Origin of the sequence: Pseudalkalibacillus berkeleyi, from assembly GCF_021608225.1 — a bacterium.
Lineage (GTDB): Bacteria > Bacillota > Bacilli > Bacillales > Fictibacillaceae > Pseudalkalibacillus > Pseudalkalibacillus berkeleyi.
Genome location: NZ_JAKIJS010000001.1, coordinates 191,432 through 215,165 on the forward strand (window position 1 = coordinate 191,432; position 23,734 = coordinate 215,165).

The following is a 23,734-nucleotide window of genomic DNA, read 5'->3' on the forward strand; positions in this document are numbered from 1 at the left end:
CTAATTTCACTAAAAATTAAATTACTTATTTTGCATGTAATCTTCGAATTCTCTCATCTAAATCAGGGTGTGTTGAGAAAAGCATTTTCTTCTTCCCACCGTTGATTTTCATAGTTGCTAGTGACTCTTGGCGTGTATCGACGCGATTGACGTGAGCGCGAAGAGATTCAAGCGCATGGATCATCTTATCTTTACCTGCCAAATCTGCTCCACCACGATCGGCGTGAAATTCACGGTAACGAGAGTATGCCATGACAACAATACTTCCGAGGATCGAAAAGGCGATTTGGAAGACAAAAATCGAGATTAAATGTACAATCGCTGCTTTGTCTTCATCTACAAGCTGAGCGACTGCCCATGCTGCAATTCTTGATAAGAAGACAACGAATGTATTGATAACACCCTGCAATAAAGTCATCGTTACCATATCGCCATTCGCAATATGGGCAACTTCGTGTGCAAGAACGCCTTCTACAGCATCGTCATCCATGCTTTCAAGGAGTCCACTTGAAACAGCTACGAGAGAGCGACGTTTAGATGGACCAGTTGCAAATGCGTTTACTTCTGGAGAGTTATACAAACCTACTTCTGGCATTACAGTAAGGCCTGCTGCACGTGATAAACGATGTACACGCTCAACTAAATCACGCTCATATGAAGAATTCGGACTATCAGGGTTAATCACTTTTACTCCCATTAATTTCTTAGCCATCCAGCGTGAAATCGCAAGGGAGAAGAAGGATCCAGTGAAACCAATAACAGCACTGAACACCAACAACTGTCCGAACATGATGTTACCATCTGTACCGATATAGTTGTTCACGCCTAACAATGAAAGAATAATCATAATCATTGTAAGGACTAGAACGTTCGTTAAGATAAACAATGAAAGCCGTTTAAACATTTTCATACCTCATTTCAAGTTCATTTGAACTTAATATTGTATAAATTGAGTATAAATTAACTACTAAAATTAATCAAGATAGTAGTCTTCTTATAATCATAATTATTTTATCATTTATTGGAATCAAATTGTTAAAATAAAATTGACGTTATAACTTTTGAAGCGTATGATAAGTTCAAATGAACGGATAAAACGAGGTGAAAACATGCCTTCATTAATATTAACGCGTAAACAAATGGCTGAATTACTTCTATCATTACAATTAGATGGGTGTGCAACTCCCTTAGAAGTGTTAAAACAAGCTTGGCAGGAAATGAATGGAGTTGTTGAAGATGGATTCGCTAATGGTTTGGGTGAATCTTCTCTTCCTAATATCTTTGAAAAAATTATCAAAGGTTCGAGTCGAGAAATCGGTTTTTCAATTAATGAAATTGTCTCTCTAGGCAATCAAATCGAATATAGCAGCTTCTCAACAACAGCTGTACAAAATTGGGTGAAGAGAGATGTACGAAATTTGATTGGCTCACCCCAAAAAGGCAAAAAGTATTCTCTCGAACAAGCAGCGATTCTATTTATTGTTGAGGATTTGAAAAGTACGCTCGATTTTGTTTCCATTAGGAACTTACTAACATTAATATTTAATGATATTGAAGATCGGCATGATGACATCATAGACCCGATCCACTTTTATCATACATATGCTTCTATTTTTGAGGAATTAGATTTGAACGATGATCATGTTGTTGACGTTGATTTCAGAGTAAAGGACGGAAGTAAGGCTGAAATGCTCATTTACGAGAAAGCTGAAGAAAAAATTCAACGACTAGATGACCTTGGCAATCGAGAACAATCCATAGTAAAGAATGCGATGGTCATTGCCACTCTTTCCGTCCAGACATCCTATTTTCAATCAGTATCCAGGCAATTTCTCAATTCTACATTATTTATTTAAAAGTGGTGGTCTACACCACTTTTTTTAGTTAAAAATAAGTGTTGGTTAAATTTCATGTTTAGTGTAAAATTACACTAAACATGAATGGCTCTAAATGTCCATCATAAAGTAGTTAGAAAAGGAGGAAGGTTATGAACGAACGGAAGTGGTTGAAAAGGGAAGGCACTCGATGGGTAGAAAAAGGTCTCATTGAAGAAAATCAATTCGAAGATATCTTATCGTTATATGAGGGAAGGAAAAGCAACAATTTGCTGCCTATATTAGCGAGTATACTGATTGGACTCGGCATACTTACTTTTATTGCTTCAAATTGGAGTGAAATGAGTAACCTGTTGAGGTTTACGCTCATCTGTACAGGTATTATAGGCTTTAACTTGATTGGTATGAATCTTGTTCAGAAAGGCAGCCGTACGTTAGGAACTGCCTGGATCGGAATGGGCACTTTGACCTTTGGGGCAGGTATTTTCCTCGTTGCTCAAATGTTCCATATTGTTAGCTATAACTCAACGGCTTTTATAATATGGCTCGGAATTGGTTTACTTACTTATTATGTTTTCCCGAATAAATACATCTACTTGCTTACACTCGTAATAGGATCTGCAGGGATGATTTATAGTGCTATTTCCTTCCAATCGTTCAGTTTCTTTCTTGCCATTCTTGTAGTTGGTGGAATCGGAATTCTAACATTTAAAGAAAATGAACCATTGTTTTATTACTTTTACTTGTCGGCTGTAACAATATCAAGTATCACATTTCATGTAGCTTATGACCTTATGTATGTATGGATGACACTCTTCTTCCTATTCATGTATGCCGTGAATGAATTCCTCCAGCATGAAAAGGGTAAAAATGCTTTTAAAAATATGAGCATAGTCGGTGTAATCGTCGTAACGTTTATTCATGTGTTCGTATTAGATGATATGATTCGTTATGATGAAGAGATTTTATCTAAACCTATACCATACTTTGCGATACTTCTATTGCTTATTGGCGCGATCACTTTGGTGAAGGTAAAACGTCAAAGCGATCGGAATTGGATTGATTTGCTACTCTTCCTACCTTTGTTTCTTGTCGGAGAAACAGCAGGCGTACTTTACCTGCTCCTAGCGTTTGGCTATTCCTTATCCATCCTTGTACAAGGGTACAAAGTTGAGGAACCCATGTTAATTAATCGAGGGACTTTCTTATTTTTAATTAGCACGCTCGTCGCCTACATTCAATTAGCTTGGGATTTTCTACCGAAATCGATGTTCTTCTTGGCTGGTGGTATACTTCTTTTCGTCTTAAGTTGGTATCTTGAAAAAAGACGAAGAACTTGGTTCCACGAATCGAAGGGTGGTCAATCATGATGAAGAGAAAATGGTTTTACATGTTGATTGCCCTTCAAGTCATGATTTTAGTAGGGATCGCCGGATCTAACTATGTAACCTTACATTATGGAGAACGAATCGTTTTGAAAACTGAACCCATTGATCCTAGAGACCTCTTCCACGGCGATTATGTTACGCTCAATTATGATATTTCAAGAATACCTTTGGCCTCGTGGATAGACGAAGAAATCCCTGAACATAACGAAAAAGTATACGTAGTTCTAAAGGAAGCGGATTCTATTTATAAGGTGAAAAATGTTCACGCTAGTAAACCTAATGTACAAGATGGAGAAGTGGTCCTGAAAGGAATTGTTAAAGGTGTACATGAACAAATGGGTGAACTTTTCTTAAATTATGGAATTGAACGGTATTATGTAGAAGAAGGATCTGGTAAGGGGATTGAAAATAATCGACCAGATAAGGTTTCCATTCGAATTGCACCTTGGGGGCAAGTGACGATTGAAGATTTGATCTACACGAATGATTAGCATATCAATCTTGTACAACTTTGGGGTTTATACCCTTTCCGTGTTATAATGAATAAAAGCCAGCGGGAAGGAGACAATTATTGTCCAAAATTAATGTATTTTTAGACGATGTCCGCCCAGCTCCCGAAGAATATGTACTCGCCTCAGATATGGAAGAATGCGTAAAGTTGTTAAAGGAACAGGATATTCAGCATCTTTCACTGGATCATGATTTGGAAAACAAGATTCGAAATGGATTTATGATCGTCGAGTATATGGTGAAACATCAACTCTTTGCAGAGACCATAACGGTTCATTCTGCTAACGCTGGTGCTGGTAAAAAGATGTTTTATTACTTGAAAGATGCTCAGGAAAATTTATTGATACCTCAAAATGTCAAAATTCATTATCATCCATTGCCGTTGAATTTAATAAATAGAAGGAAAATGCATCCTTAATGGATGCATTTTTCTATGGGGAAGGACCTGGCAACTATATAATGGAGGAGAAAGGAAGCGGTTAGATGGAAGCAACAAGACAACCCTTATGGACGAAACGATTTATATTGCTCTGTGCGAGTAATTTTTTATTTTTTATGAGCTTTTTTCTTCTCTTGCCGACTTTACCAGTTTACTTAGTAGAGAATCTAGGTGCTAGTGAGGATCAGGTTGGACTGATTATGGGCATTTTCACAATTGCAGCTGTATTCGCCAGACCGATTACTGGTTATTTAATGGATTTTAAGAATCAAAAAGCTTTATTTCTTATTGCAATTATCGTGTTCGTTGTTGCGACATTTGGTTATTTGGTAGCCCAAACCGTTCTATTTATCTTCCTTATACGATTTATTTATGGTTTTGGGTTCGGTATGTCTACAACTGCCGGAGGAACGATGGCTGCTGAATGGATTCCTGAAGAACGTAGGGGCGAAGGTCTTGGGTATTACGGGACATTCATCATGGTTGCAATGAGTGTAGGTCCTATAGTCGGTGTATATGTCGCAGCAAAAACGAGTTATCAAGGTATGTTTTGGTTCTGTTTTTCACTATCTTTAATTGGATTGCTTATGGCGAGTTTTTTACCTAATTTCAAGCATGAGAAAAGTAAAAAAGATGCGAGAAAACTTTCTTTGAAAACGAAAGAAGACATGAGCTTTTGGTTTCAAGAACTGATTGAAAAGAAAGCACTACCTGTTTCAGCGGCGATGATGATGATTGCTATCGTATTCGGGGGTGTGATTAGTTTCGTTTCGCTTTATGCAAAGGAGTTAGGGGATGCATCCATAGCGGGTACATATTTTACCTTATATGCAATTGCAATTGTCATCAGCAGACCTTTTGCAGGTAAATGGTTTGATCAGAAAGGGCCAAATCGTTTGATTGCGTTTGGTACACTTTTTTATTTTATTGGCATGATTATTCTCGGATTGGCGATGAATAGCTGGATGGTTTATGCGGCTGCTCTTGTAATCGGAATTGGTTACGGTGTTCTGCAACCTAGTTATCAAGCATTATCGATCCAACTTTCTCCTTCCCACCGTAGAGGTGCTGCGACGGCAACTTTTTTCACATTATTCGATATCGGTGTAGGAATTGGATCGTTTTTCTTAGGTTGGGTCGTTGTTCAGATTGGATACGGAAATATGTTCTTGTTGTCCTCCCTATTTTTAATCGTATCCTATTTTGTTTACTTCCGTTCCGCGCGACCTATGGTGAAAGATGCAAGGTTGGCTTTACAAGAGAAGTGAATTCCCGTAAAATGGAATTCATAACCAATGAAAGGGTGTTGTAACGAGATGATGAATCGATCTGTTGTTCTTTTAATTGTTGTGGCTTGATTAGGGGAGAAGTCTGCCTAATTTTAGAAAGAAGCCATTACAAGACAACAGATCACAACCTCGTTCCCTTTTTCGGCATATGTGAAAGTGCGAATAAAGAAGCAGGGTGTGATTGCACCTTGCTTTTTTTGTTGCGTACAAAAAGTCTTAAATGAACGTTCTAATATGTGAATTCTTCTGTCTTGTGTATGGTCCATTCAATTAAGAGAAGAGAGGGTATATAGTATGAGTATCTTACATGTTCGTGGACTAACACACGGTTTTGGAGATCGAATATTGTTTAGGAATATAGAATTCCGTTTGTTAAAAGGAGAACACGTAGGGTTAGTCGGTGCGAATGGAAGCGGAAAATCAACGCTTTTGAACTTGTTAACAAATGAATTGATCCCCGATGAAGGGGACATTGAATGGCATACTGGAGTTGAAATCGGGTTTTTAGAACAACATCCAGATTTTAATCAAGAAGAGTCAATCAAGGAATATTTGAGGGGGGCATTCTCAAATTTATTCTCACTAGAAGAAGAAATGCTACAAATTACTGAGCGACTTGGTAATGAGAACGTGGAAATGGAAACGATGGAAAGAGATTTAGAGCGACTGGGTATTATACAAGAAACACTTGAAACGCACCATTTTTATTCTTTAGATGCAAAAATTGAAGAGGTTGCAGCAGGACTTGGGATCGCTTCGTTAGGAATGTCCACTCAAACAAGTCACCTGAGTGGCGGCCAACGAACCAAACTGATGCTAGCGAAACTATTGTTAAGTAAGCCTGATGTTTTGCTATTAGATGAGCCAACGAACTATTTGGATGACGTGCACATAGCCTGGCTTCAAAAGTATTTAACGGATTATCCCCATGCGTTCATATTGATTTCCCATGATACATCCTTTATGAACGAAGTGGTAACGGTGATACACCATTTGGAGCACAAGAACCTTACCCGTTACGTCGGAAATTACGTGCGATTTACTGAATCCTATGAATTAAGGAAAAAACAAAACTATCAAGCGTATCTTCGACAACAAAAGGAAATCGAGAAGCTTGAGGACTATATTGCCCGGAACAAAGCGAGGGCATCAACAGCTAAACAGGCAAAAAGCCGAGAAAAAAAACTTGAGAAAATCAACCGGATTGAAAAGCCAGGGAATATGCCTGTTCCACGATTTTCATTTAAAGTATGCCGAGAGCCCAATCTAGAAGTTTTAGTCGCGGATGGATTGAGTATTGGATACAAACATCCTTTGTTTAAAGGTGTGGATTTAACGATTAAGAAAAACGCGAAAATCGCACTGACTGGTCATAATGGTATCGGAAAGACGACAACGATCAAGTCACTTCTTGGGAAAATTGAGCCGTTATCAGGTCAAGTTAAACTGGGGAGTTTCGTCCGTCCAATGTATTTTGAGCAGGAAATGGTCATGCAAGGGAAAGACACAGCCTTACAGTTTGTCTGGTCGAAATTTCCTGATATGCAGGAGAAAGATGTGCGGAAGCAGCTCGCAAGATGTGGATTGAAAAATGAACATATTTATCAGCAAATGAGCACGTTGAGCGGTGGGGAGCAGACGAAGGTGCGGATTTGTGTTCTCATGCTGAAGGAAAGTAATTTTCTAGTACTTGATGAACCTACAAACCACCTTGATATTAGAGCGAAGCAAGCCTTGAAGGAAGCACTTCAAAACTATAAAGGGACAATATTGCTTGTCTCACATGAACCTGAATTCTATGAGGATTGGGTAACAGAAACATGGAATGTAGAAAACTGGATTTCCTAAAATGATGGGGGTGCCCTAAAACATCTATGAAAATAGTTGTATAGGGCATCCTATTTTAGTTGAAAAAAGGGTTAATGTGCATATATCGGTATTATCGTGCAAATATCGAGATTATCGTGCAAATATCAAGATTATCGTGCATATATCCAGATTATCGTGCATATATCGAAATTATCGTGCATAACGGGTAATGGATATCCATTTGAATGAGCAGTTTCAGTGTGAAGTTGAACGTAAGGTTGGAGAAGTGGTACTAAAGAAGGGGGAAGTGCCCCCCGAGCCTAGAAAGTGGACCAACAGACAGAAAAAACGAGAAGCGCATCATATGTGCTCCTCTTTTCTGTTATTCCTTATTCCGTTTTGTCAGTTGAAAAATAGAAAAGTCATGTGCTAACGCTGTGTTAGGGAACACTCTGACAGCACTTTCTAATAGTTCATCAGAACGGTCATGGTAACGAGAGCTGATATGGTTCAGAATTAATCGCTTTACGTTAGCATCCTTTGCAATTTGGGCAGCTTGGTTCGTAGTAGAATGAAAGTACTCAATCGCTTTTTCATCCATTCCTTCGGCAAAAGTAGCCTCATGAATAAACAAATCAGCATCACGCGCAAGCTCAACAGTCTTTACACTAGGACGGGTATCTCCGCAAATCGTAACGATTCTCCCGGGTTGAAGTTCAGTTGTATAATCTGCTCCATTAATTATCCTACCATCATCTAAGGTAACAGACTGCCCTGCTTTTAGTTTTCCATAAATCGGGCCTGATGGAATGCCTTGTTCTTTCAATTTTTCAACTTTTAGACGCCCCGGCTGATCCGGTTCTTTTATCCTAAATCCATAAGAGGGTATGACGTGTTCGAGCTGCCTAACCTCAATACGATAACCATTTTCTTGTTCTATAAATCCATCGTCAATTTCGATGATTTCCAATGGGTATTTTAAATAAGTGCGGCTCGTTTCAAGCGTAACCGTAATGAATTCCTTAATTCCTTTAGGTCCGTAAACCTTTAAAGGGCTCTCTGCACCTTGAAAAGAACGACTTCCTAATACACCAGGTAAACCATAAATGTGATCGCCGTGCATATGAGTAATGAAAATTTTTGATATTTGCCAAAGCTTAAGATTCGTATGTAAAACTTGGTGCTGTGTTGCTTCTCCACAATCAAATAGCCAAACAGTTCCTTGAAGATCTGTCATGAAACGTAGTGCCATCGCAGAAACGTTTCGACCTTTCGATGGAATCCCTGCACCAGTTCCTAGAAATTGAAACTCCATTCTATTCATCCTTTCCCTAACAGTATACCATCTCGATATCAACTTAAAACGGAGGGCTCAATCAGACCCCGGACGGATAGAAAACCAATCTCATGGACGTTACTTGCAAAGGTGGTTTCTCTTAAACTTATGTTAAGAACTTATTGATTGGAGAGATGAATAAATGTTTACAAAGGAAACCGTAAAGAAAGTTATTGAACGATCTAATGAGACTGAGCTGAATGCAACATTAGTAATAGGAACTGGAAAACTTCATATTTCTGGTGGTACCGATAAGATTATGGATGCTAATTTCTCCTTTAAGGGAGAAGGACTAGAGCCTATAGTGGATTATGAAATAAGTGAGAATCGCAAGGGGCAGCTGACTGTTAGTCAATGTTCTTCGAAATTTGCCAATATGTTCAACCCTAAACAAGATTGGCAAATGACCCTTAATGACCAGTTACCTCTATTGATTAACCTTGAGTTAGGAGCCGGAAAATCTAAACTAAATCTATCTAGCTTAAATATGAAAGAACTCAATATTGAAGCAGGGATGGGAGAAACAGAGATTGATCTTACTGGAAATTGGCTGGAGAGTTTCAACGTTAACATTGAAAATGGCGTCGGAAAAACGAAAATATATTTACCCAAGCATATCGGTGTTAAATTGGATGTCGATAAAGGAGTCGGGAAAGTACACGCAGACTATTTTATAAAAGTGGGTAGTAGCTATCAAAACCAGGCTTACGAAAATGCCAAAACAAAAATTGATGTTAAGGTCGATGTAGGAGTTGGAGATGTCATTTTGGAACAAAAAAGCTAAGTAAACAGAAAAAATCATGAGAGATAAATAGGTCTTTCTGCTGTTGTTAATATCAGGAAATTTCTATCTGATATGTTACAAATACTTTATTTTCCAAAATATTTCAATATAATAAGGTGTATCTTACTACAATCATCGACGTAATGCTTCAAAACACTGCAAAAATATGTCTTTATTCCCCTTTTTCTGAATATTTAAACATAATATTTACAATTTTCCGTCAAATTGCTACTATTACTACAAAAGTATTAGTTAACTAATTTGAGGAGGACGTTCATTCATGAATAAGGGGAAAATTACATCTACAGCCTTAGCAGTCATGATGGGGCTGAGCACGCTTACATACGGTGTTGTCGCTTCACCACAATTAGCTGAAGCGGAAAAAGCACGTGAAAGTGTCACGCAACATTACGGGGGATCACCGATCGATCTTGGTATCGCAAATGACGAAAAATTGATTGAGATGCTAAAGAAAGAAGGGACAATTGCACCAAGTGCTAGTCCAGCTGAAGCAGAAAAGGCATTAAAGAAGTTCTTGAAAGAAAAGTCTAATGGCGCAGAGCATGCACATGAAGCGGGAGAACTTCAAGAAGAAGCTCAAGAATCAAAAGAGAAACTGAAAAAAGAAATGAAAGAAAAAGGCATGAAGCCTGGTAAACACAAAAAGAAAAAGAACAAGAAAACCGTAGATGGCATTGAACTAGAAGATTATGATGGGCAAATGCGTACGGATAAAGTCTTGGCAATCCTCATTGATTATCCGGACAAGCCTCATAATTCAATGACGTCAGATGAAACAGACATGTATTACGAAGGTGAGAATGCATACTCTCGTGAACATTACCAAGATATGTTATTTGGTACAGGTGGTTGGACAGGTCCAGACGGGAAAAACTATGTATCTATGAAACAATATTATGAGCAACAATCAGGTGGAAGTTACTCTGTCGAAGGTGAGGTTGCAGGCTGGTACACAGCTAGCAAACCAGCGGCGGAATATGGTGGAAACTACCCAACTGAAGATGGTAGTGATGTAGATGCACGTGGACTAGTTAAGGAAGCGCTGGCTGCAGTTGTTGCAGATCCTTCGGTAAATATTGCTGATTACGATCAATGGGATCGTTATGACTTGGATGGAGATGGGAATTACCTTGAAGCCGATGGTTTAGTCGACCATTTGATGATTATTCACTCTGGAGTTGGTGAGGAAGCTGGTGGAGGTTCACTGGGCTCTGATGCAATTTGGTCTCACCGTTGGAACTTAGGTGGTGTACATGGTTTAGAGGGTACAGAAGCAACCGTTCCTTATTGGGGCGGAGAGATGGCAGCTTACGATTACACGATTGAACCTGAAGATGGAGCCGTTGGAGTTATGGCCCATGAATTTGCACATGATCTCGGACTTCCAGATGAGTATGATACTCAGTACACTGGCGCTGGTGAACCAGTAAGCTACTGGTCAATCATGTCAAGCGGAAGCTGGGCTGGAGATATTCCGGGTACTATGCCGACAGGTTTTAGCCCTTATATGAGAGAAATGCTACAAGGGTCTGCTGTTGTAGACAGTGCAGGAACACAAGGGAACTGGTTAACTGGAACAGAGTTTGATCTAAGTGAAATTGATAAAGAAGGTGTAGAAGTATTACTAGATGAGGGAGCATCAAAAGGTACAAACAATGATGTAGTCAAGGTAACCCTTCCACAAAAAGAAACAGTCGTCAACGAGCCTGCAAGTGGAGCTTATGAGTATTTCTCTGGCAGTGCAGATGATCTACACACGTATTTGAAAAAGACGGTTGACCTTACAAACGCATCGTCTGCTCAATTTAATTTTAAAGCATGGTATGACATTGAAACAGATTGGGATTATGCTTATGTAACTGTGAATGGTGACCCAATTGCAAGTGATATTACAACGAATGAAAATCCGTATGACAGTAATTTAGGAAATGGTATTACAGGTTCTTCTAACGGATGGATTGATGCATCATTTGACCTTTCTGCTTATGCTGGACAAGAAGTTGAAGTAGCAATTGAATATGTAACAGATGCAGCAGTATCAAACCCTGGTTTGTTTGCTGATGACCTATCTGTTGTAGTCAATGGAGAAGAAGTATTCTTTGACGACGTAGAAGGAGAAGCACTATTTACTCTTGATGGCTTTACGAAGAACGATGGCATTAAGCGTTCAGATCATTACTACCTATTAGAATGGCGTAGTCACAACGGTGTTGACCAAGGATTAAAGAACATTCGTCGTGGAGATAGCATCATGGAGTTTAACAAAGGTTTAGTTGTTTGGTACGTTGACAAGAAGTATAGTGACAACTGGACAGGTAATCATCCTGGTGAAGGATTCATAGGTGTAGTCGATGCGGATCAAAAGACAGTTAAGTGGAGTGATGATTCTGTTGCATCTACACGTTATCAAGTGCACGATGCAGCATTCAGCCTTGAGAAGAGTGAGAAAATGTTCTTAGATTACTCTGAACTACTTGGTCTTACTATGAAGGATAACCACACGAAGAAGAATAAAATGTTCAACGATAAAAAGAATTACTTAAATGAAGGTTTACCTGAAGCTGGACGCAATGTTCCTAATTTCGGCTTAAAATTTACAGTCGTTGCGGATAGTAAGGATGGTACAGTAGGAAAAATAAAGTTACAACGTAAATAAGCATCTCATAAACCAACCTCATAAGCTATGAGGTTGGTTTTTTTGCGTTGATATAAGTCTAGTAAGTGTTCACCATACGCATAGACCTGTCTGAGGAAAGATTTCTTTATATCCAATCAAGGAAACTTTTGGTAATATATAGAACAATATATATAAAGGAGAGAAGATGATGTTTTCAGTTAAACTACAACCAGGGGATGAGATCAGAGTCGTTGCACCCGCTACGAGTATGGTGATTATAGACCAGGATGGCAGGAAAAATGCAATCAATAGATTAGAAGAGTTAGGACTAAAGGTGACTTTTGGGAAAAATGTAGAGGAATCAGATGATTTCTATTCATCTAGCATTGAGTCAAGAGTGGCTGATTTACATGAAGCATTTAGAGATCCTAACGTGAAAGGGATCCTAACGGTTATAGGAGGTTTTAACTCTAATCAGCTTTTGCGTTATTTAGACTATGAACTAATTAAGAACAACCCTAAGGTCCTTTGTGGTTTCTCAGACATTACTGCACTAGGATCTGCTATATATCGGAAAACAGGGCTAGTGACGTATTCAGGACCTCATTTTTCGACTTTCGGTATGTTAAAGGGACTGGATTATACAATTGATCAATTCAAAAAGTGCTTGATGTCTGAAGATTCATACGAAATTACGCCTGCAGACTACCGGAGTGATGATGCATGGTACAGAGATCAGGAGAATCGGACATTTTTACAACAAGATGAGTTCAACGTAATACAAAAAGGTACGGCCGAAGGAACAGTAATTGGAGGTAACATTTGTACATTGAACTTATTGCAAGGAACAGAGTATATGCCGAGTTTGAAGGATTCAATTTTATTCGTTGAGGACGATTATATGACGGAGCCTTTGGTCTTTGATCGGGACTTGCAATCCTTGTTACATTTACCTGGAGTATTAAAGCGCTTGTAATTGGACGGTTCCAACAGAAATCTGAGATTACCTTAGACTTACTTAAGAAAGTTATCCAAACTAAAGCAGAGTTAAAAGACATTCCAATCATCGCGAATGTAAATTTCGGACATACACAACCGATTACGACTTTTCCAATTGGCGGACAAGCTAAAATAATTGCTACAGATGAGCAGACAAAAATTGAAATCATTAAACATTGAGGTGAGCAAATGAATATTACAAATATAACTGGAATACCTGATGAGAAAACGATGAACGAAATGCTCCTTTTACATGAGCGCGTATTTGGATATGGTGCGGATGAATTGAGAAATGAGTTAGAAAAGAAGCATAACATCCATATTGCAATTGCTTATGACGAGGCGTCTTTAGTTGGGTACAAAATTGGATATGAACGAAAAAGTCATCACTTTTATAGCTGGCTAGGTGGTGTGGATCCAAATCACCGTAACAAAGGAATCGGTCAGACACTGCTAATGGAACAGCACGATTGGTGTATGAAAAATGGTTATGAAACGATACGGACTCATACAAAAAATAGTTTTAGAAGTATGTTGATTTTGAATTTGAAAAATGGTTTTGATGTTATAGGTACTTTTACAGATCGGAAAGGTGAACCGAAAATCATCCTTGAAAAGATATTAAAATAAATCTATATCGGTCAGGTAAGTTTTGATATACTGTATGTGAATGATTTCACATACTATTTTCAGAAAAGAGATGATGGCATGAAGAAAGTAGTCATTGCTGGAGGAACGGGATTCATAGGTCAGTACTTTCAAAAGAAGTTCGCCGATCTGGGTTATGAGGTCATCATTATTTCTAGAAAGAAACCACATGTCACGTGGGAGGAACCTGATGAAATAAAAGATGCGATAGAAAACGCTGAGATGCTCATTAACCTAGCAGGTAAATCAGTTAACTGCCGCTATCATGCTAAGAATAGAGAGACCATCCTCAATTCAAGAGTTGAAACAACTGAAATTTTAGGGGAAGCGATAATCGAATGTCACAGTCCACCAGAACTCTGGATTAATTCTAGTACGGCAACGATATATCGTCATGCTGAAGACCGCCCGATGACAGAAGAAACGGGCGAAATCGGATCTGGGTTCTCCGTTAATGTAGCAAAGAATTGGGAGGAAGTGTTTTTCAACTTTACATTACCTAAAACAAGACAAATTGCTCTGAGGACTGCGATTGTGTTAGGTTCTGGTGGTGGCGTTATGACCCCATATAAAAACCTCGTGAAATTAGGTTTGGGAGGCATTCATGGACCTGGAACACAAATGTTCAGTTGGATTCATATTGAAGATTTGTTTAATATCGTACTATTTTTGAGAGACAACAATGATTTAAGCGGGGTTTTCAATTGCTCTTCACCAAACCCAGTAACGAATCGAGAATTGATGCGAACATTACGTAAGAAATTAAACAAAAATGTTGGACTACCTGCTCCAAGGTGGATGCTTGAGATTGGAACGTTCTTTTTGAGGACTGAAACAGAACTAGTATTGAAAAGTCGGTGGGTGGTACCAGATCGTCTTGAACGGGTAGGCTATACGTTCACTTTTCCAGCCCTGGATCGTGCATTAGAAGAAAGTCTTTCTTAAATGGAGGAATTCAAATGGTCATTTCAGAACTTGCCTCACAGCTTGATCGTAAAGACGAGCAACCGAATATTGAACTCGCAAGAAGGCTAGTGAATGAAAAGGATTACGCTGGTGTGAAGGAAGTGATCGAAAACCTTTCGAATAAAAATAAGAAGATTCAAAGTGATTGCATTAAAGTTGTGTATGAAGTGGGTGAAATGGAACCGGAAATGATCAGCAATTATGCACTCATTTTCATTGATTTATTGAATAGTCGCAACAACCGACTTGTATGGGGAAGTATGTCAGCGTTATCTACTATTGCAAGTGAAGCTTCAGAAGTATTGATGAATCATGTACAGGAGATCATTTCGGCTATGAAGACAGGCTCTGTTATTACAGTCGATAAAGGTGTGATGACACTCGCAAAACTCGCGTCTGTAAATGAGATGAACAATGAGCGAATCTTCCCAGTACTTATTCAACACTTAGAAACATGTAGAGTGAAAGAGATACCGCAGCATGCAGAAAGCACGTTGATTGCTGTAACGGAACACAACAAAGAACACTTCATAACAACGCTTAAACAAAGAGCGCAATATATGACAGCCCCTCAATATAAACGGATTAAAAAGATCTATAAGAGTTTGAATGTTGAATAGATACTTGAATTAATAGGATACTTACATTATATTAAAGATAGATTTTAATAAAAAGGTGATGCATGTATGTTACTGAGGGTTCTTAACTAACGCAAATTTTGATACAGAGTAATGGGAAGCTCTTTACTTTAAAAAAGAGTTTTCAAAACGACGGGAGACGTATGCCCGTTTTCCATACTCTGATTTGCTTGTTAAGAACACACTCGAACATATAATTCAGATCTATGCTATTTGGTGTAGTCTAATTATTTGTATCGCTTTCGAAAACTGCCAAGCCGCAGGTGACGATGTGTTCACCTGTGGTTTTTTATGTTTCAAAAAATAAATTCAGGAGGATTAATCCATTGAATCACACTACAGAAATGATGTTAGAGTTTAACAAAATTAAAGAACAATTAAGTCAATATACATTATCAGCACAAGGGAAAGCATTAATTGATAAAATGCATCCATATTCGAACAAGCGAGCGATTGAACAACGGTTAATGGAGGTATCCGAAGCGAAGGCTATTCTTCAAAAAAATAGTGTGCCAATCCATGGACTTAGCGGGACAGATCAATTATTAGGTCAATTCAATAAAGGGATTGCCCTCACACCTAATCAATTAGAGGCAGTCTTGGATCTAATAGATGGTGGATTAAGGATTAAACAATTCATGAAGAGGAATGGTTCGCTAGGTCCTACCGTCTCCAGTTATGCAGACTCGATTTACGACTTGAAGGAATTAGGAGAGACGTTACGCTTATCAATACGAAACGGTCAAATTCAAGATCATGCTAGTAAAGAACTTGCAAAATTACGAAAGCAAATATCTACTTTAGAAAGCCGCATTAAGGAAACTGTATATCAAGTCGTTCGTTCTTCTACGAAAAGCAAATTTTTGCAAGAGCCGATCGTAAGTCAAAGGGATGGACGATACGTCGTACCTGTCAAAAAAGAATACCGAAAGCAATTTGGAGGGCAAGTAATAGATGCCTCGGCAAGTGGATCGACCATTTACATGGAACCGAAAGGGGTACAAAAGGATCAAACGAAATTAGCTGAAGTTCGCTCTGATGAATACCTCGAGGAGCAAAGAATTCTTTCAATTTTAACAGGGCACGTTGAAGGTTGCGAACAAGAATTAAGGATCAACATTGAAACAATGGCCCACTATGATTTTATTTTTGCAAAGGCTAAATTCAGTGATGAGATTTCGGGAAATCCAGTTCATATTATTGATGATCCTATCTTGAGGTTAAAAGCTGCGCGCCACCCATTATTAAGAGAAGAAGCCAAACCCTTAAGTTTGGAGCTAGGCTCTTCATTTAAGACGCTCGTCATTACCGGTCCGAATACGGGCGGAAAGACGGTTACTTTGAAAACGGCAGGGCTCATTACGATGATGACTTTATCAGGTTTACATGTGCCAGCATCAAACTCAAGCGAAGTCGGAATATTTGAGTCCATTCTAACGGATATCGGGGACGGTCAAAGCATCCAACAATCATTAAGTACCTTTTCATCGAGATTGACGAATGTGATTGAAATCTTAAAAAGCACAAACCGACGTACGCTCGTTTTATTAGATGAACTTGGAGCGGGTACGGACCCAGCTGAAGGTATGGGACTCGCTATAGCAATCCTTGAACAATTGAATGAAATGGGTGCAAAGACGATTGCGACAACTCATTATAACGATATAAAAACATTCGCAGCTGAGCATCCGGATTTTGAGAATGCTCGTATGGAATTTGATTTAGAAACACTCAAGCCCCTTTATCAGTTGACGATTGGTAAACCAGGGAATAGTCAGGCTTTCCATATTGCACGTAAACTAGGACTACATCCTGTGATACTTGCCAAAGCACATGAGAGAACGTATGGGGAACAGGTTCATTATGACCATGATGCCATTCAAGATCTTCAAATCACATCTGGAGTAGAAAAGAAAATTCACCAAAAGAGAACGGTCAAATCGAATTACAAAAAGGGAGATAGTGTGTTCATTCCTTCTCAAAATCTGAAAGCGATCGTGTATAAAGTAGAAGATGAGAACGGAGAAATCACACTATTTAAGGATGGAGAACTCTTTATGATGAATTACAAAAGAGTGAAACTAGATCTACGAGCAGAACAACTTTATCCAGAAGGTTATGATTTCGATATTCTCTTTGAATCTGTAGAGAACCGAAAAAAGAAAAGATTAATGGAAAAGCGCCATGTAGAGGGATTAACAATTGAATATCCAGACGAAAACGTGTGAAGAAAGTAGGGAAACGAAGTGGAGAAGGTTATAAAGTTTTTAAAAGGTGAGCGCATTTATTTACGTCCAGTGACAAAAGATGATTTGGATTGGCTCTACTACCATACAATGAATGACCAAGAAGGTAGACGATTAACAGGTACTCAAGCAGTTTATAGTCAACAAGGCATTCAGAATTGGTTTGATCGGAATTCGACAGATGACAGCCGAATGGATCTCATTATTTGTTTACAGGAAGGAAATCAACGGATTGGGGACATTGCAATGATGGATATTGATCACCTTAATCGCAATGCAATTGTCCGGATCGCGATTTTTGAAGGAGATAAACTTGGAAAAGGATATGGTACTGAAGCGATGTCATTACTCCTGGAATACGGGTTTGAAGTTCTAAATCTTCATCGTGTAGGTCTCGATGTCTTTGCTTTTAATACTAGAGGCATTAAATCTTATGAAAAACTCGGATTTCAACAAGAAGGTGTCATAAGAGATCAGCTTTATTACGATGGAGAATATCACGACTCAATTTTAATGGGCGTCATGAAGGATGAGTTTCTAAAGAACTAATTGAATACCGCAGTAAGTAAAGGAGATGATCTTCACTTTTCAGGTGAAGATCATTTTTTTGATGAGTCGTTGGGTACGAGAGAGATGTGAACATCAAAGGAAAGTAATTTGTAAATTCCCTCCAATATGCCTAGCTTTGTGTCTTCATGATCAAAACGGTATTAAAGTAATAAATTTTTTGGAGTACCAACAACTTTATTCCTACCACTAAAGCTTTTAACTAAGCTAGATGAATCATTTAAAATGTTCGGTTGACTAGACATAGTACAAACTACCGATATATCTCTGAATAATTTGAATATTTAAAAAGTGTTATGCTTTTTCTCGTAGTCAAAACTAGTATTTTAAGGAGATGTGTAAGTATGAACAAGAAAAGTTTATTAGTAGCAGGATTATCCGTTGGTCTTGTGACAGGATCTTTCGCTCCAAATGCAATGGCACAATCCCCAAAAGAACTAGCACAAGTAGAACTATCTCAGTACATAAATTATGAAAAGGTGGATGCACCAGGATTCAAAGCTGGTCAACTATCACAACCATCTAAATCAGCACCTGAAGAAATCGTGTACAACTACTTTAATGCAAACAAAGATAAATTTAAGATCGGTAAGAAAAATGCGAAGGAATCATTCAAGGTGATGGATGTACAAAAAGATGAGCTTGGAGGAAAAATCGTCCGTTTACAACAAACGTACAAAGGCGTACCTGTCTTTGGTTCTACTCAAATTGCACATGTAACAGATGAAGGTGTTCTGAAAGTTGTCTCAGGTTCTGTCATTCCAGAATTAGATAAACAAAAAACGTTAAAGAAAAAATCAAAGATCAACTCTAATAAAGCGGTTGAAATAGCAGAACATGATTTAGGTTTTGATCCTGTTTTTGAAGATAAGGTAAAAGGAAAAGAAGTCGTTTACATGAAAGATGGAAAGGCCCACTCTGCTTATCTAGTAAACATGAATTTTCTTACACCGAAGCCTGGAAACTGGAATTATTTCATAGACAAGTCGACAGGAGAAATATTACACAAATATAACGATATGCATGATGTAAGTGGTACGAACGAGGTAGGATCCGGAACGGGCGTTTTAGGTAATACAAAGTCACTTCAAACAACTCTATCAGGAAGTACGTATTACTTGCAGGACAATACTCGTGGAGGCGGTATTGAAACCTACGACATGGAGAACCGCACATTTTTCCCTCAATTTTATCTACCAGGAACATTATGGGCTGATAGTGACAATGCCTTCCATCAATCATACGATGCGGCTGCAGTAGATGCTCATCATTATGCTGGTGTCACGTATGATTACTACTTAGGAACCTTTGGTAGAAATTCTTATGATGGAAATGGAGCAACAATCAAATCTTCTGTACACTATAGTGCTGATTATAACAATGCGTTTTGGAACGGTTCACAAATGGTATACGGTGATGGAGATGGGACGACCTTCCAAGAATTATCTGGAGGCTTGGATGTTGTAGCGCATGAGCTAACCCATGCTGTTACAGATACAAGTTCAGATCTCATTTATGAGAACGAATCTGGTGCTTTAAATGAAGCGATATCTGATATATTTGGAACACTTGTTGAGTTTGATTATGGTGTAACGCCTGACTTTGAACTTGGTGAAGATATTTATACACCTGGTACATCAGGAGATGCCTTAAGGTCATTAAGTGATCCGACAAAATATGGTGATCCAGACCATTATTCAAATCGCTATACGGGTACTGCAGATAACGGTGGCGTTCATACAAACAGCGGTATCATCAACAAACAAGCTTATTTATTAAGTGAAGGTGGAACGCATTATGGTGTGAATGTATCTGGAATTGGAAAGGATAAAATGGGAGCAATCTATTACAGAATGAACACTGTATATTTGACGGCTTCCTCCACGTTCAGTCAAGCACGAGCTGCGGCTGTACAAGCTGCTACTGACCTTTACGGAGCTTCATCGCCAGAAGTAAATTCTGTTAACCTATCATTTGATGCAGTAGGTATTCAATAAAAATGAGGGCTGCTCTATTAAGAGCAGCCCATTTTCTATTTGAAGTGAAATTGTTAAATCTTCGATTGTTTAGTTGTAAAGTCTTCTCCAGGGTAATAAGCATCTTTTACAAGTAGATTTGGTCCAAGACATTTAACGGCGGGACAGTGACAATTCACTGTACTTGCTAGCTTACTGTTCATCCAACGTTCGTACACATGTTGGAGTTCATCCGTTTGAATATTTCCGAGGGGCCCACCTTCATCACCAAAATCTGTAACGATCACATTACCGTCAAAGATGTTAACGTTTAACCGTGAGCGTCCATCAGGATCGTTACGTACTGTGACGTTTTCTTCCTTATAAAGACGTTTCAACAGTGCCAAATCATCTGGATGATCACTACAAGGATAAAACGGTAATGTACCGAACAGCATCCAAGTGTTAGGGTCTTTTGTATCCAACAAACGGTGAATACCTTCGCGAATTTCAGGAAGTGTTGCTACTTCTAAACCACTCGCGAAATCACTAGGATACATCGGGTGAACCTCGTGTCGTTGACAACCCATATCGACAATCTGCTTATGAATATCCTCTAAATGTGGAAGTGTTCGTTTATTTAACATCGTTTCTGCAGATACAATGACACCTTTAGAAGTAAGCGCACGAGCATTTTCTACCATCCGCTCAAAATACTTTTCACGTTGTGCGCGTGCAGGCTTCTTCTCCATCATAGCAAAACCAATTTCATTAAAGTCTTCTACCGAACCATAATTATGAGATATATGTAGTACATCTAAATAAGGTGTGATCATTTCGTACCGTTTTAAATCTAAGGTTAAATTAGAATTGATTTGCGTTCGGACGCCACGTTCATGAGCATAACGAAGTAAAGGAACGACATGCTCCTTAACGGACTTCATCGATAACATGGGTTCCCCACCTGTTATACTGATCGAGCGTAAATGAGGGATCTCCTCTAGTCGTTTAATCATCAATTCTACAGGTAGTGAACTGGGGTCCTTCGGTTGAAGTGTATATCCAACAGCGCAATGCTCGCATCGCATATTGCAAATCGTCGTTGTCGTAAATTCCACATTACTTAGCACCATCTGTCCATGTTCTTCAACATCCATATATGCTTCCCATGGATCGTTATCAGGGGTGATTTTTGGTAGACTTGTTTCTTTTAACATATGAAACTCCTTTTTCGTACAATTCTATTCATTACTATAACATGAACAGTCGTACGTACCGTCAGTTCCATAATATTCTTATAATTGATACTGCATGACGATGCTGTTTTCCTCGTATCCTAACCGTTTATATAATGCAACTGCACCCTTATTTGAACCGAATACATGGAGGCCTACATTGTTTGCACCTAGTTCTTTAGATTTTTGATGTAACAATTGAATGGCTTGTGTACCATAACCATTTCCTCGGTATTTAGGATCCATCCAAATCTCGTATAAGAAGACTTGTTGATCCTCTGCACGATATGCATACCATACGATTCCTACTTTGTTTTCCGTTTCATCATCGACAATATGATAGATCCATTGATTCTCGGTTTGTAAACCATCCTTCAACAGTTCATTAAACTGGCTTGTTGCTTTTTCTACAGCCTCTTCTTTAGTCCCCCCATAATTTTCGTGAATACTTTCTGCATATTCGTTGAGAGAGCGTAATCGAAATTGTTGATACGCTTCATCATTCATATCTTTAAAATAAACCATATTACCACTCCTTTTCCATACTCTACCATAAGATGTGAAGCTTTAGAATATTCAGAAGCAAATGAGATGTATGTGACAAGTGAATATGCCATAATGGGTGGAAAAGGAGGAAGATGTTAATGAAAGCACTCGTACATACAAACCCAAAAGGTATGGAAGGTATGAAGCTTCAGGACGTTGAATCGCCTAAATTGAAAAAAGGAGAAGTAAAGGTCCAGTTGAAGGTAGCCGGATTGAATCATCGAGACCTATTTGTTCTACATCGTCACGGAGAGGAAGATCCCCCATTTACAGTAGGTTCAGATGGTGCAGGTGTCATTGTCGAACTAGGCGAAGGTGTTGAAGAAGTATCGGTTGGAGACGAAGTTGTCATTAACCCTGGACTCCACTGGGCCACTAAATCTCCGGCACCACCTGAAGGTTTTGATATTCTTGGATTTCCATCGAACGGAACTTTTGCTGAAGAGGTGATTGTACCGGCAGCGCAAGTGGAACAAAAGCCTGAGCATTTAAATTGGACAGAGGCAGGCGTCTTGCCCCTCGCGGCTCTGACCGCTTATAGAGCATTGTTTACGAGAGGAAATGTCCAGGAAGGGCAACATGTTTTATTACCAGGTGTAGGAAGTGGCGTAATCACATTCATTTTACAATATGCTAAGGCTGTGGGCGCTAAGGTAACTGTTACATCTAGAAGTGAAGAGAAACGTAACGAGGCATTGAAATTAGGCGCTGATAAAGCGATTGACAGCGATTCGGATTGGGAAAATGCACTTGACGGAGAGCAGGTTGATTTAGTTATTGAAAGTGTTGGAGCGGCTACTTTCGATCAATCACTAAAAGTCGTGAAAAAAGGCGGTACGGTCGTCACGTTTGGTGCTTCAGCAGGTGATGAAGTATCTATTAATATTCGTAACTTCTTTTACGGGCAATATAATTTGCTCGGAACGACAATGGGAAGTCATGAAGAATTTAAAGAAATGCTAGCTTTTATCAAAAAGTACAACATTAAGCCTGTTGTCGATCAGATTTATTCTTTAGAAGATTGGCGTGAAGGGTTTAACCGAATGGAAGAGGCAAAGCAATTTGGTAAAATTGCTTTTAAAATCTCTGAATAATAAAAAGAGGCTGAAACAATGGATATTAGTCCGTTGATTCAGCCTTTATTTTTTTCGATTATATTTGGTAATTACCAGTCACGCTCAAGACCATTTAGGAAATCATGTTCCAAATGGATAGAACACCAAAGATAAACGCAACGATCGCAATTGTCCCAGCTAACAAAGGCCGCACAAGGTTCATGAATGTGTTCATATGTATACGCCTCCTTCAAATCATTTTCTTACCTATATAGACGATTGAAATTAAAGAAGGTTTCGCACTTATTACAAATATTACGGAAACATTACGAAAGAACTAGAAGAAATTTTTTTATATTTTTAGGTTTTAAAAAATGTATGCGGGGTATCCTTATACTAACAACCTTTTATCCCCCTAACCCCTAAACCCTAGAAAGAACCTTTCCCGAAATCGGGGGAGGTTCTTTCGTTTTGTGTATGACTTTTTAACTAACTAAATTAAAAAAATGACCCACTTAAGTTGCTAGTGGGCTATCAAAATAACTACACATATTTCATGATGATTTTTAACATAAGCATAGAAGATAAGGATACGAGCACGGCAAGTATGATCCATGCAAAGTTTCCTACTGCTTGTGCAAGAAATGACGTTAAGAAAATCAAAGCACCTATCGCGATCACGTAAAGTCCAGCAACTTTCGCAAGACCTTCTTTATCTGAGATGGAGCTTTCATTGTAATGCTTAATAAGGAAAATATTTTTCTTTAACCAGAATCCAGCTCCCATTAATATAAGAGCCCCACCAATTAAGAAAAATACAATTAATTGCTTTGTTACCATTGTTTGACCAC

Annotated in this window: 20 protein-coding genes and 1 pseudogene; 16 read left to right on the top strand and 5 right to left on the bottom strand. The window is 38.7% G+C overall.

Annotation, left to right across the window (positions count from 1 at the left end; genetic code table 11):
- Positions 1-25 precede the first annotated feature (25 nt).
- Positions 26-904: a protease HtpX gene (htpX, locus tag L2716_RS01040; RefSeq protein WP_236330735.1), complete on the bottom strand. Its 879-nt coding sequence runs from the start codon at positions 902-904 to the stop codon at positions 26-28.
- Between the two features lie 205 nt (positions 905-1,109).
- On the opposite strand from htpX, the gene L2716_RS01045 reads away from it, so the two are divergent.
- From L2716_RS01045 to L2716_RS01070, 6 genes are all read left to right on the top strand, one after another.
- Complete coding sequence (locus L2716_RS01045; protein ID WP_236330738.1) at positions 1,110-1,856, top strand: DUF1836 domain-containing protein; 747 nt, start codon at positions 1,110-1,112, stop codon at positions 1,854-1,856.
- Between the two features lie 131 nt (positions 1,857-1,987).
- Entirely contained in the window at positions 1,988-3,205 is a 1,218-nt protein-coding gene (locus tag L2716_RS01050) for a DUF2157 domain-containing protein (protein ID WP_236330740.1), read from the top strand.
- The gene (locus L2716_RS01055; RefSeq protein WP_236330742.1) at positions 3,202-3,714 is read left to right on the top strand and encodes a GDYXXLXY domain-containing protein; all 513 of its coding nucleotides are present in this window, start codon (positions 3,202-3,204) and stop codon (positions 3,712-3,714) included. Before L2716_RS01050 ends, L2716_RS01055 begins: the two co-directional genes overlap by 4 nt.
- 80 nt (positions 3,715-3,794) lie before the next feature.
- Positions 3,795-4,151: a cyclic-phosphate processing receiver domain-containing protein gene (locus L2716_RS01060; RefSeq protein ID WP_236330745.1), complete on the top strand. Its 357-nt coding sequence runs from the start codon at positions 3,795-3,797 to the stop codon at positions 4,149-4,151.
- Positions 4,152-4,216: 65 nt separating this feature from the next.
- Complete coding sequence (locus L2716_RS01065) at positions 4,217-5,440, top strand: MFS transporter (protein WP_236330748.1); 1,224 nt, start codon at positions 4,217-4,219, stop codon at positions 5,438-5,440.
- Between the two features lie 315 nt (positions 5,441-5,755).
- Positions 5,756-7,309: an ABC-F family ATP-binding cassette domain-containing protein gene (locus L2716_RS01070; RefSeq protein WP_236330751.1), complete on the top strand. Its 1,554-nt coding sequence runs from the start codon at positions 5,756-5,758 to the stop codon at positions 7,307-7,309.
- A 343-nt stretch (positions 7,310-7,652) separates the two neighbouring features.
- On the opposite strand, the gene rnz is transcribed toward L2716_RS01070, so the two are convergent.
- On the bottom strand, positions 7,653-8,585 hold the full coding sequence (gene rnz, locus L2716_RS01075) for a ribonuclease Z (protein ID WP_236330754.1): 933 nt from the start codon (positions 8,583-8,585) through the stop codon (positions 7,653-7,655).
- Between the two features lie 163 nt (positions 8,586-8,748).
- Between rnz and L2716_RS01080 the strand changes: the two genes are divergently transcribed.
- The 9 genes and pseudogenes from L2716_RS01080 (at position 8,749) to L2716_RS01120 (ending at position 20,089) form a co-directional block, all read left to right on the top strand.
- Complete coding sequence (locus L2716_RS01080; RefSeq protein ID WP_236330757.1) at positions 8,749-9,390, top strand: toast rack family protein; 642 nt, start codon at positions 8,749-8,751, stop codon at positions 9,388-9,390.
- 280 nt (positions 9,391-9,670) lie between these two features.
- A complete protein-coding gene (locus L2716_RS01085; RefSeq protein WP_236330760.1) occupies positions 9,671-12,067 on the top strand; it encodes an immune inhibitor A domain-containing protein in 2,397 nt (798 codons plus the stop codon).
- 169 nt (positions 12,068-12,236) lie between these two features.
- Positions 12,237-13,207, top strand: a pseudogene (locus L2716_RS01090) (S66 family peptidase).
- 9 nt (positions 13,208-13,216) lie between these two features.
- Positions 13,217-13,657, top strand: coding sequence for a GNAT family N-acetyltransferase (locus tag L2716_RS01095; protein ID WP_236330762.1), 441 nt, complete (start codon positions 13,217-13,219; stop codon positions 13,655-13,657).
- A gap of 78 nt (positions 13,658-13,735) precedes the next feature.
- On the top strand, positions 13,736-14,620 hold the full coding sequence (locus tag L2716_RS01100) for a TIGR01777 family oxidoreductase (RefSeq protein ID WP_236330765.1): 885 nt from the start codon (positions 13,736-13,738) through the stop codon (positions 14,618-14,620).
- A 14-nt stretch (positions 14,621-14,634) separates the two neighbouring features.
- On the top strand, positions 14,635-15,261 hold the full coding sequence (locus L2716_RS01105) for a hypothetical protein (protein ID WP_236330767.1): 627 nt from the start codon (positions 14,635-14,637) through the stop codon (positions 15,259-15,261).
- A 344-nt stretch (positions 15,262-15,605) separates the two neighbouring features.
- The gene (locus L2716_RS01110; RefSeq protein WP_236330770.1) at positions 15,606-17,507 is read left to right on the top strand and encodes an endonuclease MutS2; all 1,902 of its coding nucleotides are present in this window, start codon (positions 15,606-15,608) and stop codon (positions 17,505-17,507) included.
- An 18-nt stretch (positions 17,508-17,525) separates the two neighbouring features.
- Positions 17,526-18,074 (top strand): GNAT family N-acetyltransferase, encoded by a 549-nt coding sequence (locus L2716_RS01115; protein WP_236330773.1) that lies wholly within the window; start codon positions 17,526-17,528, stop codon positions 18,072-18,074.
- A 362-nt stretch (positions 18,075-18,436) separates the two neighbouring features.
- Positions 18,437-20,089, top strand: coding sequence for a M4 family metallopeptidase (locus L2716_RS01120; protein ID WP_408005280.1), 1,653 nt, complete (start codon positions 18,437-18,439; stop codon positions 20,087-20,089).
- A 53-nt stretch (positions 20,090-20,142) separates the two neighbouring features.
- On the opposite strand, the gene yfkAB is transcribed toward L2716_RS01120, so the two are convergent.
- Both yfkAB and L2716_RS01130 read right to left on the bottom strand, forming a co-directional pair.
- Complete coding sequence (yfkAB, locus tag L2716_RS01125) at positions 20,143-21,264, bottom strand: radical SAM/CxCxxxxC motif protein YfkAB (protein ID WP_236330776.1); 1,122 nt, start codon at positions 21,262-21,264, stop codon at positions 20,143-20,145.
- A 78-nt stretch (positions 21,265-21,342) separates the two neighbouring features.
- Positions 21,343-21,807: a GNAT family N-acetyltransferase gene (locus L2716_RS01130; protein WP_236330779.1), complete on the bottom strand. Its 465-nt coding sequence runs from the start codon at positions 21,805-21,807 to the stop codon at positions 21,343-21,345.
- A gap of 119 nt (positions 21,808-21,926) precedes the next feature.
- Here L2716_RS01130 and L2716_RS01135 point away from each other — a divergent pair, with 119 nt between their 5' ends.
- Positions 21,927-22,922: a zinc-binding dehydrogenase gene (locus tag L2716_RS01135; RefSeq protein ID WP_236330782.1), complete on the top strand. Its 996-nt coding sequence runs from the start codon at positions 21,927-21,929 to the stop codon at positions 22,920-22,922.
- Positions 22,923-23,426: 504 nt separating this feature from the next.
- On the opposite strand, the gene L2716_RS01140 is transcribed toward L2716_RS01135, so the two are convergent.
- Positions 23,427-23,723, bottom strand: a complete 297-nt coding sequence (locus tag L2716_RS01140; protein ID WP_236330785.1) for a DUF3784 domain-containing protein — start codon at positions 23,721-23,723, stop codon at positions 23,427-23,429.
- Positions 23,724-23,734 lie beyond the last annotated feature (11 nt).